Consider the following 14,007-nt stretch of genomic DNA (forward strand, 5'->3'; position numbering starts at 1 on the left):
CGCCGCATAGGGCCTTTTTTCAGTCACATAGCCGCACTATAGTTAAGGGGTAAAGTGAGGCAGACATGACCGCAGCGAAAATCGTACTCGTCGACGACGACAAGAACATCCTGACTTCCGTCACCATGGCGCTGGAGGCCGAAGGCTTCGACGTCAAGACCTACAACGAAGGCGAATCGGCCCTCAAGGGCCTGCAGGCGCAGCCCGCCGACCTTGCCGTCCTCGACATCAAGATGCCGCGCATGGACGGGATGGAGGTGCTGACCAAACTGCGCGAAACCAGCCAGATGCCGGTGATCTTCCTGACCTCCAAGGATGACGAGATCGACCAGCTTCTCGGCTTCAAGATGGGCGCCGACGACTATATCACCAAGCCATTTTCCCAACGCCTTTTGATCGAACGCATACGCGCCATCCTGCGCCGCGAGGCGCTGCGCGCCGCCGGCCCCGAAGCGGGAAACGCCGCCAAGATCATGAAACGCGGCGAGCTGGTGCTGGACGACGAACGCCATTTGTGCACCTGGAAGGGTCTGGAAGTGCCGTTGACCGTCACCGAATATTTGCTGGTCAAGGCGCTGGCGGCACGCCCCGGCCATGTGAAAAACCGCGACGCGCTGATGGATCAGGCCTATGGCGAAACCATCTATGTTGACGACCGCACCATCGATTCCCACGTCAAGCGCGTACGCAAGAAATTCAAGTCCATCGACGACGATTTCAACCATATCGAAACCGTCTATGGCGTCGGCTATCGCTACAAGGAATGATGCGGTCGCAGGCGTTGCGACAAACAGGGGCTTGGCCGCGCCCCGTGCATGCGCGTAAAGTCGGCGCATGAAGCCCCGCGCCGAAATCGTCCTGCGCAAACTGCGCCGCATCGCCTTGATGCCCTACCGCCATCGCTGGATCAGCGGCCTCTCCTTGCGCATCTTCGCGGTCAACGGCATGGCGCTGGTGGTACTCGCCTTCGGACTTCTATACGTTTCCCGCTACCAGCAGGAACTGATCGAGGGCGAACTCGACGGCCTTGAACGTCAGGCCCAGATTTACGCCGGCGCGATCGCCGAAGCCGCCCGCTATTCGTCCCTGATCACCGCGCCCCAGCCGGACATGGGCGTGATGGTGCGCGATTCCCTAAGCCGCGAACGCACCCGCAACATGGTTCGTCGTCTGGGCGAAACCACGCCCAACCGTATCCGCGTCTTCAACGATCAGGGACGGATGATCGGCGATTCCGACATTCTGGGCGGCGCGGGCGGCGTGATCCGGATGCAGAAACTGCCGCCTATGAAGGCGGGCGGGCGCCTTGAAGCGTATGAACGCAACCTCGTCAACATGTTCATCGATCTGCTGCCCTCCGGCTTGCGGCTCAAACCATACCCCGCCGCCGTATTCGGCCCGATGCGCCGGCGCGGCGATCCGTTCCCCGACGTGCGCGAGGCGCTGGACGGCCGCCCCTCCTCGACCGCATGGACCACCAACCGCCCCGGACACGATATCATCTTGTCCACCGCGGTACCGGTGCAACATCTCAAACAGGTGCTGGGCGTCGTTTATGTGACGCGCGACGGCACCACCATCGCGGAATCGATCCGCCAGATGAAACTCGACATCATCAAACTGTTCGGCATCGCGCTGGCCATCACCTTTTTCCTGTCCTTCTATCTCGCCGCCGGCATCACCCGTCCGCTCAAACGTCTGGCTCGCGCGGCCGACGCGGTGCGCCGCGGCAACCGACAGGCGGAAATTCCGGACCTGACCGCGCGCGACGACGAAATCGGCGATCTTTCGCAGGCTTTGCGCGACATGACCGCCGCATTGGCTTCGCGCCTTGATACCATCGAACGCTTCGCCGCCGACGTTTCGCACGAGCTTAAAAACCCTCTGACATCCCTGCGCTCGGCGATAGAAACGGTGCAGCTCGTGCGCGAAAAAGCGGACCGCGACAAGCTGATGGGCGTGATCATGCACGACATCCAGCGCCTCGACCGCCTGATCTCCGACATTTCCAGCGCCTCGCGCCTGGACGCCGAACTGGGGCGCGAGGATCTGGGCCTCGTCGATCTGCGCCCGCTGCTTACCCATCTGGCGGAAACCTACATCACGCCGATCAGGCGCCTGTCGCCGGATGACGGGCCCACCCCGGTCGTCATCGACCTGCCCGCGAAGGACGAGGTCATGATCGTCAGCGGCATCGAGGGCCGACTGGGTCAGGTCTTCCGCAACCTGATCGACAACGCGCTGTCCTTCTCGCCCTCCGGCGCGACGGTCACCATTCGCGTTGCGCGCGACGCCGCCGCGCGCCAGTGGAAGGTGATGGTGGAGGATCAAGGGCCGGGCATCCCCGAAGGCAAGCTGGGCGCGATTTTCGACCGCTTCTATTCCGAACGGCCGGAAGGCGAGGCGTTCGGCCGCCATTCCGGTCTGGGTCTGTCGATCGCCAAACAGATCGTGGACGCGCATCGCGGCCGGATTTATGCTGAAAACATTCTCGACGAAAACGGCAACCGCAAAGGCGCGCGTTTTACCGTCGCCCTGAACGCACTAGCCTGAACGCGCTAGCCTGAACACGTAAAAAGCAATGGCGAAGAAAAAAACCAGGCCCAGAAAAATCTATCTTGTCACCGGACTTTCCGGCGCGGGCATGTCCACCGCCCTCAAGATTTTCGAGGACATGGGCTACGAAGTCTTCGACAATTTCCCGCTTGCCTTCATCCCCCCGCTTCTGGCCGACCGCGACCACGCCGACGCAGGCATTGTCTTCGGCCTCGATACGCGCTCGCGCGGGTTTTCGCCCGAAGCCGTGCTCAAACACCTCGCCGCCCTGCGTGCGCAAACCGACACCGATCCCGCGCTGATCTTTCTTTCCGCGGCAAACGCCGTGCTGCAAAAACGCTTTTCGGAAACGCGGCGTGGCCACCCGTTGGCCAAGGACCGCCCGGTGCTCGACGGTATAAGGCAGGAACGCACATGGCTCAGGCCACTGATGGACGCCGCCGACCTTCAGATCGACACCTCGGGCCTTTCGATTCACGATCTGCGCCGCGCGCTTGAGGCGTCGGCAGACCCGGACCATGCCCGGCGGCGTCTGGCCGTGACCGTGATTTCCTTCGGTTTTAAAAACGGCGTGCCGCGCGAATCCGACATGGTGCTCGATGTCCGCTTCCTGCAAAACCCGCATTGGATACCTGCGCTGCAACCCAAGACCGGCCTTGATAAAAAGGTTCGCGCCTATGTAACGGGCGACGACGCCTACGCGCCTTTCATGCGCCACGCGGGCGCGATGCTCGATTTGCTGCTGCCGCGCTACGCCGAGGAGGGGAAATTCTACTTCACCCTCGCCGTCGGCTGCACCGGCGGCCGCCACCGTTCGGTCTGTGTCGCAAGCGAACTGGCGCGGCATATCGCCGATTGCGGCTATGCGGTCGTCACCCGCCACCGCGACATGCACGAGGCGGACAGGCCAATGCCTCCGGAAAAATCGAAAAAATCCTAAAAATTGGGCCTTGGAACAGGCTGGGAACACGATTCACCATCCCCGTCGAAACGCGGGGCCACGCGTCGTTCCTCCTGCGAACCGGATTCCATCACCAAAGCCCATCCCTCTCGATTGTCATGAAACCGCCGGGTGAATCTATCGGAGTAATCGGGGGTCAGGGTCAAAAGCGCCCCGGCCTCCCCGTTGCCAAGGCTGACACCCGTTTCGGCATCGTGGCCGGCATGAAAACTGAACCGGACCGCGCGGATGATCGCGCCGTTCTCAGGCAATCTTTGGAAATGCATGACTCTGGGCTCGCCGCCACGCCACACGCCGCGCCAGGTCGGATTTTTCCCATTCAGAAAATCCGCGATATTGGCCGCAAGCCTGCCCGTATCGACCGGCATGTCCTTTTCTAGGCTCAAAAAACCGACCGGGTAACGTTCGCCCGCGCGCATGTCTTCGATATGGACCATCACGGCGCTGCCGCCGCCGCTGGCGATGTTGAACGGGTTGGGGGCGATTTGATATGGCATGCGAATAGCTTATCGTTTGCGTTCGATCTAATTTCAATTTATTTCTACCAGCAAAAGATTAAACACCCCTGAACGTTTCAGGGCATTTTAGGAGACTGGAACCATCATGACCGCACGCCCGCAACCTGTTGAAAATGACTATAAAGTCAAGGATATCACCCTCGCCGACTGGGGCCGCAAGGAAATCAGGATCGCCGAAACCGAAATGCCGGGTCTGATGGCCCTGCGCGCGGAATACAAGGGCAAATCACCCCTGAAGGGCGCGCGCATCGCGGGCTGCCTGCACATGACCATCCAGACCGCCGTTTTAATCGAAACCCTGATCGAACTGGGCGCCGAAATGCGCTGGTCGTCCTGCAACATCTTTTCGACGCAGGATCAGGCAGCAGCGGCCATCGCGCGCGATCACGGCGGCGTTTTCGCATGGAAGGGCCAAACCAACGAGGAAGCCGAATGGTGCATCGAACGGACCATCAACGGTCCGAACGGATGGCACCCCAACATGATCCTCGACGATGGTGGCGACCTGACCAAAATGATGCACGATAAATTCCCGAACCTTCTGGCGGAGGTAAAGGGCATTTCCGAAGAAACGACCACTGGCGTTCATCGCCTTTATGAAATGTTCAAAAAGGGCGAACTCAAGGTTCCCGCAATCAACGTCAACGACTCGGTCACCAAATCGAAATTCGACAACCTTTATGGCTGCCGTGAATCGCTGGTCGACGGCATCAAGCGCGCGACCGACGTGATGGTCGCGGGCAAGGTGGCCGTGGTTGCCGGTTACGGCGACGTGGGCAAGGGATCGGCCGCCTCGCTGCGCACGCAAGGCGCGCGCGTCATCGTCACCGAAATCGACCCGATCTGCGCTTTACAGGCGGCGATGGAAGGCTACGAGGTCGACACCATGGACAACGCCGCCGCACGCGGCGACATCTTCGTGACCGCGACGGGCAATGTCGACGTCATCACGCTTGATCACATGCGCCAGATGAAAGACCGGGCGATCGTGTGCAACATCGGTCACTTCGATTCCGAAATTCAGATTGAAAGCTTGCGCAACCTTAAATGGCACAACGTCAAACCGCAGGTCGACGAAGTGGAATTCCCCGATGGCAAACGCCTGATCGTGCTGGCCGAAGGCCGGCTGGTGAATCTAGGCTGCGCCACCGGCCACCCGTCCTTCGTCATGTCGTGCTCCTTCACCAACCAGACCGTGGCCCAGATCGAACTGTGGAACAACCACAAGGATTACAAGGTCGGCGTTTATACCCTGCCCAAGCACCTCGATGAAAAGGTCGCGGCGCTGCATCTGGAAAAACTGGGCGTAAAACTGACGGCGCTTTCCAAGAAACAGGCGGATTACCTCGGCATCAAGGCCGAAGGCCCCTTCAAGCCGGATCATTACCGGTATTGATGGAAAGGGCGGCCCCGGCCGCCCTATCGCCGTTTATCCTCGAACGCATCCTTGTGGATGCCGGTTTCCGCGGAAACCACCCAGAACACGGATTCCTTGTCCAGCGCCCCGCCGCGCCCGTGGTCCAGCACATGCTTGGCCGCCGCCCCGTCCATGACAATGATCGATTTGTCGGGCTGGTTGCGCTTACGCATATGTTCCGCCGTCAGCTTGACGATCATCTGGCAGATATCGCTGGGAATGGTGATACCGTGATGGCTTTCGTATCCGGGCTTGATGGCTTCCAAGATCTTGAACGTCGCGGCGTCGTCCGGCACCGCCAGCTCGACCTTCTGGAACCGGCGGTCCATGGCCGGGTCCGGCGCGACATAGATGCGGAATTCGTCCTTGGTGGTTGCGCCGATGATGTTGATGTCGCCCACGGTCAGATAGGGCTTCATCACCTCGGAAAGCCCCTTATACGCCGAACCGTCGCATGACGGCATGATGGTGTGGATTTCGTCGATGAACAGCACATATTTCGGCTGCGAGGGGTCGTGATAACGCTCGGCGATCCCCTTGACCAGCGGGATGAACCGGCCCTGGAATTCGGAAATGCTGCCCGTGCCCGCCGACATCGACGCCAGGTCGATTTCCAGCACCCGCGCGCCTTTAAGATATTCGGGCACCGTACCGCGCGCGACGTTCTGCGCCAGGCCGATGACCAGCGCCGTCTTGCCCACCCCGGCGGGCGCGAGCAGCATCGCGTTCTTGCGCCCCTTTTGCAGCAGGATCAGGGTAACAAGCTCGATTTCCTTGTCCCTGCCGGTAATGGGATCGAACCTGTTTTCCCGCGCAAGCGCGGTCAGATCGCGGCAATAGCTGTGGATCAGGCCTTCAAGCTGTTCGTCGGAAATCTTGTTTTTGATCTTCATCGGTTGCGAGTCTACCCCCGAACCGTGCTAAACACAAACGCATGGAAGACTGTTCGGACAAACGATTCAAGGCCGACGCCCGGTTTATCTGGGGCGCCGAAACCATCGACGGCCTGCCCCCTGCGGAATTGCCCGAAATCGCCTTCGCCGGGCGCTCCAACGTCGGCAAATCCTCGCTGATCAACGCGCTGCTTGGGCGCAAGTCGCTGGTTCGCACCTCCGGCACGCCGGGCCAGACCCGCGCCCTCAATTTCTTTCGCATCGGCGATTTCTTCACGCTGGTCGACATGCCGGGCTACGGCTTTGCCAAGGCCTCGAAAACCGACCAGAAAATCTGGCAGGATTTGATGCGCGGCTACCTCAGGGGCCGGGTGCCGCTGCGCCTTGTCTGCGTGCTGGTCGATTCCCGCCACGGGCTTAAGGATTCCGACCGCGAGATGCTGCGCCTGCTCGATCAGGCAGCGGTACCCACGCGCCTTGTGCTGACCAAGGGCGACGAATGCAAACCGGCGGAACAACAGGCTGTGCTGGAAAAAACCGCCGCCGCGATCAAATCCCACGCCGCGACGCACCCCGCGCCCATTCTGACCAGCACCCGTGACAACACGGGGCTGGACACGTTGCGCGCCGCCATCGTCGAAACCTTGGGCCTTCCGGAACTGGCGCCTTAAACCTAACGCGCGACGATCACGTTGTAAAAATCATACGACCCGTCCGCGCCCTGGACGCAGTAACTGACCTTGTCCTTGCACGCGGCGCAGCCTGCCGTCGTAAAATCTGCGTCGTCCCCGCCCCCGTTGATGAACACCTTGGAAGGGTCGAGCGTGGACACCGGAATCGCATCGTCCTTGTACAACCGCGCATTGATCGCCTTGCAGATTTTGGGCGCGACGTCGACGAAGGTCAGGATCACGTCGCTGCCCGCGCTGGCGGTCCATTCGACATTGGTGCCCACCTGCCCGGACCAGCCGCGCTTGGCCGACCCTTCGGCGAACACGTCATCGTCCGGCACATAAGGCGTGATGCCCCCGCCGCCGGGGTGATAGATCTTGCCCCGGTTGGGCGGGGTGGCGTACCCCGAATCGCCCTGTTTGACGAAGCTGAATTCATCGGGCAGCACGTTACCCATGGTCCGCATCTGTTCGGCCGCCGAACGCACGCCGGTCGCATAATTGATCAGCTCCTCGGCCTTGAGCCGCGCGCGATTGTCGTCCAGCGTCCCCGTCATGCCGTTCGACCCGCCCAGTTGCCGGGTCAGCGCAAAACTCAGCGCCGCGAACAGCACCACCGCGATCAGCACGTAAATCAACACGTTGCCGGATTCCCCGGCCTGTTTTCCGAATGGCATCCATGCCTCCTTGCACGACTCCTGCCGCGAAGCCTAGCAAATTCCGCCGCGCACATGCTAGGCTTGCCGGATGCAGCCTTATATTCCCTATCTTGCGTTTGCCGCAGGCGTTCTGGTCGGCGTGCTGGCCATGTGGATGGCCCGCCGCCATGCCGCAAGCCAGTTCCGCGCCCTTTCGGCCGAGGCGCTGAATGCCACCGCCGACCAGTTCCTCAAACTGGCCGAAACCCGTTTCGGCACGCTGCACGAACAAAGCCGCGGCGACATGGACAATCTGGTCAAACCCGTCGGCGAACAGCTGCGCCACCTTTCCGACGCGGTCCAGCAGATCCGCGGCGTCAATTCGGCACTGGCGCAACAGCTCGGCGGCCTTGCGAAGGAAACCGCGCGCATCGCGGGTGCGCTCAACAACCCGCGCGAACGCGGACGCGCGGGCGAAATCATGCTTGAACGCTTGCTTGAACATGCGGGTCTGATCCGCGACGTCAATTTCCGCACCCAGGTGGTGGAGGGCGATATCCGCCCCGATTTCGTGGTCGAGCTCAAGGACCAGCTGCGCGTCGTGATCGACGCCAAGGCGCCGCTGATCGACCTGATGGCCGATCTTGAGGATCCGGAAAAACAAAAGGACGCGGCCAGACGCCTGAGCCAGCAGGTCCGTGCGCATATCAAGTCGCTGGCCGCCAAGGATTACGCGCGCATCGCCGGCAGCGTCGATTTCGTGGTCCTGTTCCTGCCGGGCGACGGGCTGTACGCGCTGGCGATCGACACCGACCGTGAATTGCTGGATTTCGCGGCGGCGAACAACGTGGTTTTGACTTCACCGATGCTGATGTTCGGCCTGTTGCGCATGATCCACACCATGTACCGCCAGCAGCGTCTGGCCGAAAACGCCGACGAGGTGCGCGTGCTTGGCGCGGAATTGCACAAGCGCCTGACCGTCTTCATGGAACATTTCGCCAGAATCGGCGCAAGCATGCAGACCAGCTTCAAACACTTCAACGCCGCGATCGGTTCGTTTGAATCGCGCGTCCTGCCGCAGGCCCGGAAATTCGAGGATCTGCAGGGCATCGCCGCCGCGCAGACGCTGGAAACCCCCAAACGCCTTGAAATCGTGGGCGACAAGCATATTGACGGCGAGGCCGCCTGAGGGCCATAAGGGCGGCATGGAAACCTTCCAGATCATCGAGATCCCCGACCCCGTCCTGCGCCAGACGGCCCAACCCGTCGCCCGCGTCGACGACGCGCTGCGCAACCAGATGCACAAGATGGTCGAAACCATGTACGCGGCCGAAGGCATCGGCCTTGCCGCCAATCAGGTCGGCCTGCTCAACCGCGTCATCGTCGTCGACACCGCGCGCCGCGAAACCAACACGCCCAAACCCGTCGCGATGGCGAATCCTGAAATCGTCTGGCACTCCGAGGAGCTTTGGACCTGCAAGGAAGGCTGCCTGTCCATTCCCGGCCAGTACGCCGATGTCGAGCGCCCGCGCGTGGTGCGCGTGCGCTATCTCGACATCGATGGCAATCAGGCGGAGATCGAGGCGCAGAACCTCGCCTCCTCCTGCCTGCAGCATGAAATCGATCATCTCGACGGCAAACTTTTCATCGATTACCTCACGCGCCTGAAACGCGACCTGCTGCTCAAACGCCTCGACAAGGACCGCAAAAACGCGGGCGAGGTGTTATGAAGCTGGTCTTCATGGGCACGCCCGATTTCGTCGTACCCGTGCTCGACGCCCTGATCGCCGGCCCGCACGAAATTCTGGCCGTATACACCCAGCCGCCCCGCCCGGCGGGACGCGGCTATGGCGAACGCAGATCGCCCGTGCATGAACGCGCGGCCGAAGCCGGGCTTGAAATCCGCACCCCGCGCACCCTGCGCGACGAGGCCGCGCAAAAGGAATTCGCGGCGCTTGGCGCCGACGCCGCGATCGTCGCGGGGTACGGCCTGATCCTGCCGCGCGCGGTGCTGGAGACGCCGAAATACGGCTGCATCAACGTCCATGTCTCGCTGCTGCCGCGCTGGCGCGGCGCGTCCCCGGTGCAATACGCGATTTTGTCGGGCGATGCCGAAACCGGTGTGACGATCATGAAAATCGACGTCGGCATGGATTCCGGCGACATCATCGCGCAACAGACCATACCCATCGCGAACGACGACACCGCCCCCGCCCTCTATCTCAAACTCTTCACCATGGGCGCCCGGATGCTCGGACCCGTGCTGAACGACATCGAAAATCTCAAACCGGTGCCGCAGGATGAAACCCGCGCGACCCATGCCCCCCTGCTCGACAAAAAGGCGGGGCATATCGACTGGACGCAAAGCGCCACGGAAATCGACCGCCGGATCCGCGCCCTCAACCCCTGGCCCGGTACCTTCACCCATGCGGACAAAAAGCGCATCAAGATTCTGGCCGCCACGCCGACCGCGGGCCACGGCGCGCCGGGCACGGTGCTCAACCCCGCCGGTATCGTCGCCTGCGGCGCGGACGCGCTGAAACTTCTGCGCGTTCAGCCTGACGGCGGCAAACCGATGGATGCGACCGCCGCGATCAACGGCAACATCCTGAAACCCGGCGACGTGCTGGCATGAACGTGCAACGCTGGAAGCTCACGCTGGAATATGACGGCGCGCGGTTTTACGGCTGGCAGCTTCAGGACGACAACGCCCCCACGGTGCAGGGCGTGCTGGAAGACGCGATCTTCGCCTTTTGCGGCCAGCGCGTCACCGCCCATGTCGCGGGCCGCACCGACGCGGGCGTGCACGCCCGCGCGCAAGTCTGCCACATTGATCTGACCGACCGGCCGGTACAACCTTACGATCTGGCCAAAGCGATCAACGCGCTGGTGCGCCCGCACGCGCTGGCCTGCATTGAGGCCGAGCCGGTGGGGGCGGATTTCCACGCGCGCTTTTCTGCGAAGAACAAACTATACACCTACCGCATCCTTAACCGCCCGGCCCCGCCGGTGACCGAGGCGGGCCACATGGCGCACCATCGCCGCGCGCTGGATGTGGATGCGATGCGCGCGGGCGCCGCGCATCTGATCGGCCACCACGATTTCACGACCTTTCGCGATTCCGCGTGTCAGGCCAAAAGCCCGGAAAAAACCCTCGACCGGCTGGAAATCGAAACCCTGCCCTATGACGCGCAGGGCGGCGTCGAAATCCGCATCCATGCCGAGGCGCGTTCCTTCCTGCACCACCAGATGCGCAACATGGCGGGCACACTGATTCAGGTGGGCGACGGAAAATGGACGCCCGACGACGTCAAAACCGCATTGGCCGCGCGCGACCGCAAGGCGGGCGGCCCGACTTCCCCCGCCTGCGGTCTGTATCTGGTCCGCGTCGATTATTAAGGCCGCGGCGTACCGTAGGATAAGCCGGTTTCAAAACGACCGCCAAGATTGAGCCCGAAAATAAGCCCACCGCCGTTGCGCTTCATATCTTTAAGATTGATTTTCGGCACTTCGGTGCCGAACGCGCCACCGACAAAGGCACCTGCGGCCAGATTGCCGAAATTCGCTTCGATCCCGACGCGCACTTCGGCTTCGGCCATCAGAATGTCCCATTTCTGGTTCATCGGGATGTTGCGCGGACCGTAATCCACGCTGATTTTGCTGCTTTGATGCTGGAATTCCGGCCCGACGGCAACCTGCCCGTAGACACGCATATTGGACGCGATTTCATGCTTGATGCCGACCCCGACCTTGGCGCCCGCGCGGATAAAGGATGTCGTAGCCTTATACTTCGCCTTACCACCGGCTTCGGTCCCGGTTGTGACCACGTCTCTCACGGTTGCCCCGGCATTCACCGAACCAACCAGATAGGCATTTGGTGCTTTTTGAAACGGATAGACTTTTAGATCGGCTACGCCGCCGCACACGATACCTGTCGTGCTTTTCCGCCCCTTGGCCGAGGCAAAAGAGCCGGGAAGCGCGCTGCATTCCGCCCCGATCGATAGTTTGGCGGAATCGCCGTTAACCGTTCGCGCCGTCTGCGCCTGCGCCGCGCCGGTCAGACCTGCGGCGAATCCGGCAGCGATCGCAAAATTTCTCAAAACACTCATCACACACCTCAGCTTTTGAAATTTTAAAGATTTTATTAATTTTTTATAGTTATGTCAAATTATGAACTTTAATGCCATGTGCGTTTTGTCGCACCAGAACAAACCATGAATATTTGCTGGCCTTTTTGCCCTGCTTACATACAATGGCCCAATGGCAAAGCCAAAGATTTCCTATGTCTGCCAATCCTGCGGCAGCGTACACCCCCGCTGGTCCGGACATTGCGATGCCTGCGGCGGATGGAACACGATTACCGAGGAAATACACGCCCCCGCCCCGGCGAACAGCCTGAAATCCGGTAAAAACCCGGCACGGGGCAACGTCGTCGAATTCGTCGACCTCAAGGGCCAAAACCCACCCTTGCCCCGCGCCGCTTCCGGCATTGGCGAATGGGACCGGGTCACCGGCGGCGGGCTCGTCCCCGGCTCGGTCACGCTGATCGGCGGCGACCCCGGCATCGGCAAATCGACGCTGCTTTTGCAGGTCGTGGCAGCCCTGACAAACCAGCCCGGGCGGACAGGCGCGCGGTTGCGGGAACCGCAGAACGAACCGCAATTTAAATGCGCCTACATATCGGGGGAGGAAGCGATCGATCAGGTCCGCCTGCGCGCGCGGCGCCTTGGCCTTGAAACCGCGCCGGTGCTTCTGGCCGCCGCCACCTCGATCCGCGACATCGTCGCCGCCTGCGAACCGGCCAAGGGGCAAAAGCCGCCTTACGATCTTGTGGTCATCGACTCGATCCAGACCATGTTCGTCGATCTGGTCGATTCCGCCCCCGGCACGGTCGGCCAGGTGCGCAGCTGCACGGCCGAACTGATAAGACTGGCCAAAACATACAACATCACGGTGCTGATCGTCGGCCACGTTACCAAGGAAGGAACGATCGCCGGCCCTCGCGTGCTGGAACACATGGTGGATACTGTTTTGTATTTCGAGGGCGATCGCGGCCACCAGTTCCGCATCCTGCGCGGGGTCAAGAACCGCTTCGGCCCCACCGACGAAATCGGCGTGTTTGAAATGGGCGGCGCGGGGCTGGCCGAGGTATCGAACCCCTCCGCCCTGTTTCTGTCCGAACGCCGCGAAAAAGTTTCCGGCTCCGCCGTCCTCGCCGCGCTGGAAGGCACAAGGCCGGTGCTGGTCGAGGTACAGGCGCTGGTCGCCCCCACCACCTATTCCGCGCCCAAACGCGCGGTGGTCGGGTACGACTCAAACCGGCTTTCGATGATCCTCGCGGTGCTGGAGGCGCGCTGCGGCATCCTGTTTTCTGGGCAGGACGTCTATCTCAACATCGCCGGTGGTCTGCGCATCGCCGAGCCCGCCGCCGACCTTGCGGTGGCGGCGGCGCTGGTCAGCGCGCTTTCGGGCGCGCCGGTCGACCCGTCCGCGATTATATTCGGTGAAATCGGCCTGTCGGGGGAAATCCGCCCGGTGCCGCAACCTGAACTGCGCTTGAAAGAGGCGGAAAAACTCGGCTTCAAAACCGCCTTCGTCCCGTCGGGAAAGGCCAAGGCCGCGGGCGCGCTGGCCGCAAACGCCTTCCCCGATCTCGACGCCTTTGTGCGTTTCCTGCGCGGCTGACTTTCAATCCGTGCTGCGGCGGTGATGCGCCGCCTGATCGTCGATCCAAAGATAGCCGGGCAATTGCAGCCGCCAGTGAATGGCGGCAGCGCGGATGACAAAGGTCACCGCCATGCCCAAAACAACGCCCCAGCCGGGCACCAGCGCATGAACCGCCAGATAGGTCAGTGCCCCGAACACGCAGGCGGTGGCATAGATTTCCTTGCGCAGGATCAAGCTTGGTTCCCCCGCCAGCAAATCGCGGATAATGCCGCCGACGATCGAAGTGATGACCCCCATCGTGATGCTGACGGCCCAACCGGCCCCGGCTTCCTGCGCGATACGCGTGCCCGTAACGGTGAACAGCGCGATCCCGATGGCATCGCCCCATACGATCCATTTCGCATAGGCGTGGATGCGTTGGGCGACGAAGAACATCACCGCGCCGGTGACGACGCAATCGACCAGATATCCGGGCTCGCGCACCCAGAACACCGGCAACCGCCCCAGCATCATGTCGCGCAATGTCCCGCCCCCGATGCCCGTCGCGATGGCCAGCAGGACGAAGGAAACGATATCCAGCTTTTTGCGTGCGGCGACCAATGCGCCGGTCACGGCGAACACCGCGATACCCGCATAGTCAATCAGGGTCAAAACCGTATCCATGTCTTCGCAATCCTAGCGGATTC

At 61.7% G+C, this 14,007-nt stretch carries 15 protein-coding genes; 10 read left to right on the forward strand and 5 right to left on the reverse strand.

Going from position 1 to position 14,007, the window contains the following annotated elements; all coding sequences use genetic code 11:
* The first annotated feature begins 65 nt into the window (after positions 1-65).
* The 3 genes from H6866_04850 (at position 66) to rapZ (ending at position 3,496) form a co-directional block, all read left to right on the forward strand.
* Positions 66-767: a response regulator transcription factor gene (locus tag H6866_04850; GenBank protein ID USO06786.1), complete on the forward strand. Its 702-nt coding sequence runs from the start codon at positions 66-68 to the stop codon at positions 765-767.
* A 118-nt stretch (positions 768-885) separates the two neighbouring features.
* Positions 886-2,553 carry a stimulus-sensing domain-containing protein gene (locus tag H6866_04855; GenBank protein USO08593.1) on the forward strand — a complete coding sequence of 556 codons (1,668 nt, stop codon included), beginning with the start codon at positions 886-888 and terminating at the stop codon, positions 2,551-2,553.
* A 28-nt stretch (positions 2,554-2,581) separates the two neighbouring features.
* Positions 2,582-3,496, forward strand: coding sequence for an RNase adapter RapZ (gene rapZ, locus H6866_04860; protein ID USO06787.1), 915 nt, complete (start codon positions 2,582-2,584; stop codon positions 3,494-3,496).
* Here rapZ and H6866_04865 read toward each other — a convergent pair.
* On the reverse strand, positions 3,493-4,014 hold the full coding sequence (locus tag H6866_04865) for a hypothetical protein (protein USO06788.1): 522 nt from the start codon (positions 4,012-4,014) through the stop codon (positions 3,493-3,495). The genes rapZ and H6866_04865 overlap by 4 nt on opposite strands.
* Before the next feature lie 106 nt (positions 4,015-4,120).
* On the opposite strand from H6866_04865, the gene H6866_04870 reads away from it, so the two are divergent.
* Positions 4,121-5,431, forward strand: a complete 1,311-nt coding sequence (locus tag H6866_04870; protein USO06789.1) for an adenosylhomocysteinase — start codon at positions 4,121-4,123, stop codon at positions 5,429-5,431.
* Between the two features lie 23 nt (positions 5,432-5,454).
* Here the strand turns inward: H6866_04870 and H6866_04875 are convergent, their stop codons facing one another.
* Positions 5,455-6,345, reverse strand: a complete 891-nt coding sequence (locus tag H6866_04875) for an ATP-dependent Clp protease ATP-binding subunit (GenBank protein ID USO06790.1) — start codon at positions 6,343-6,345, stop codon at positions 5,455-5,457.
* 41 nt (positions 6,346-6,386) lie between these two features.
* Between H6866_04875 and H6866_04880 the strand changes: the two genes are divergently transcribed.
* Complete coding sequence (locus H6866_04880; GenBank protein USO06791.1) at positions 6,387-7,016, forward strand: YihA family ribosome biogenesis GTP-binding protein; 630 nt, start codon at positions 6,387-6,389, stop codon at positions 7,014-7,016.
* A gap of 2 nt (positions 7,017-7,018) precedes the next feature.
* Here H6866_04880 and H6866_04885 read toward each other — a convergent pair whose 3' ends face one another.
* A complete protein-coding gene (locus H6866_04885) occupies positions 7,019-7,693 on the reverse strand; it encodes a hypothetical protein (protein ID USO06792.1) in 675 nt (224 codons plus the stop codon).
* Between the two features lie 70 nt (positions 7,694-7,763).
* Between H6866_04885 and H6866_04890 the strand changes: the two genes are divergently transcribed.
* From H6866_04890 to truA, 4 genes are read left to right on the forward strand one after another with little or no spacing between them, the layout of a single operon-like run.
* Entirely contained in the window at positions 7,764-8,843 is a 1,080-nt protein-coding gene (locus tag H6866_04890; GenBank protein ID USO06793.1) for a DNA recombination protein RmuC, read from the forward strand.
* Between the two features lie 16 nt (positions 8,844-8,859).
* Positions 8,860-9,384, forward strand: a complete 525-nt coding sequence (locus H6866_04895) for a peptide deformylase (GenBank protein ID USO06794.1) — start codon at positions 8,860-8,862, stop codon at positions 9,382-9,384.
* A complete protein-coding gene (locus tag H6866_04900) occupies positions 9,381-10,289 on the forward strand; it encodes a methionyl-tRNA formyltransferase (GenBank protein USO06795.1) in 909 nt (302 codons plus the stop codon). Before H6866_04895 ends, H6866_04900 begins: the two co-directional genes overlap by 4 nt.
* A 2-nt stretch (positions 10,290-10,291) precedes the next feature.
* Positions 10,292-11,053: a tRNA pseudouridine(38-40) synthase TruA gene (truA, locus tag H6866_04905; protein ID USO08594.1), complete on the forward strand. Its 762-nt coding sequence runs from the start codon at positions 10,292-10,294 to the stop codon at positions 11,051-11,053.
* Here truA and H6866_04910 read toward each other — a convergent pair.
* A complete protein-coding gene (locus tag H6866_04910) occupies positions 11,050-11,763 on the reverse strand; it encodes a hypothetical protein (GenBank protein ID USO06796.1) in 714 nt (237 codons plus the stop codon). The two genes, truA and H6866_04910, sit on opposite strands and share 4 nt — an antisense overlap.
* A gap of 151 nt (positions 11,764-11,914) precedes the next feature.
* Between H6866_04910 and radA the strand changes: the two genes are divergently transcribed.
* Complete coding sequence (gene radA / locus H6866_04915) at positions 11,915-13,339, forward strand: DNA repair protein RadA (GenBank protein USO06797.1); 1,425 nt, start codon at positions 11,915-11,917, stop codon at positions 13,337-13,339.
* A 3-nt stretch (positions 13,340-13,342) separates the two neighbouring features.
* Here the strand turns inward: radA and H6866_04920 are convergent, their stop codons facing one another.
* Positions 13,343-13,984 (reverse strand): trimeric intracellular cation channel family protein, encoded by a 642-nt coding sequence (locus tag H6866_04920; protein ID USO06798.1) that lies wholly within the window; start codon positions 13,982-13,984, stop codon positions 13,343-13,345.
* Between the last annotated feature and the right edge of the window lie 23 nt (positions 13,985-14,007).

The sequence above is a fragment of the Rhodospirillales bacterium genome (assembly GCA_023898805.1).
Classification (GTDB): Bacteria; Pseudomonadota; Alphaproteobacteria; order Micavibrionales; family UBA1664; genus UBA6145.

Coding starts and splice junctions, on each gene's coding strand:
- H6866_04850 (USO06786.1), top strand. CDS start 66: ATGACCGCAGCGAAAATCGTACTCGTCGACGACGACAAGAACATCCTG.
- H6866_04855 (USO08593.1), top strand. CDS start 886: ATGCCCTACCGCCATCGCTGGATCAGCGGCCTCTCCTTGCGCATCTTC.
- rapZ (USO06787.1), top strand. CDS start 2,582: ATGGCGAAGAAAAAAACCAGGCCCAGAAAAATCTATCTTGTCACCGGA.
- H6866_04865 (USO06788.1), bottom strand. CDS start 4,014: ATGCCATATCAAATCGCCCCCAACCCGTTCAACATCGCCAGCGGCGGC.
- H6866_04870 (USO06789.1), top strand. CDS start 4,121: ATGACCGCACGCCCGCAACCTGTTGAAAATGACTATAAAGTCAAGGAT.
- H6866_04875 (USO06790.1), bottom strand. CDS start 6,345: ATGAAGATCAAAAACAAGATTTCCGACGAACAGCTTGAAGGCCTGATC.
- H6866_04880 (USO06791.1), top strand. CDS start 6,387: ATGGAAGACTGTTCGGACAAACGATTCAAGGCCGACGCCCGGTTTATC.
- H6866_04885 (USO06792.1), bottom strand. CDS start 7,693: ATGCCATTCGGAAAACAGGCCGGGGAATCCGGCAACGTGTTGATTTAC.
- H6866_04890 (USO06793.1), top strand. CDS start 7,764: ATGCAGCCTTATATTCCCTATCTTGCGTTTGCCGCAGGCGTTCTGGTC.
- H6866_04895 (USO06794.1), top strand. CDS start 8,860: ATGGAAACCTTCCAGATCATCGAGATCCCCGACCCCGTCCTGCGCCAG.
- H6866_04900 (USO06795.1), top strand. CDS start 9,381: ATGAAGCTGGTCTTCATGGGCACGCCCGATTTCGTCGTACCCGTGCTC.
- H6866_04910 (USO06796.1), bottom strand. CDS start 11,763: ATGAGTGTTTTGAGAAATTTTGCGATCGCTGCCGGATTCGCCGCAGGT.
- radA (USO06797.1), top strand. CDS start 11,915: ATGGCAAAGCCAAAGATTTCCTATGTCTGCCAATCCTGCGGCAGCGTA.
- H6866_04920 (USO06798.1), bottom strand. CDS start 13,984: ATGGATACGGTTTTGACCCTGATTGACTATGCGGGTATCGCGGTGTTC.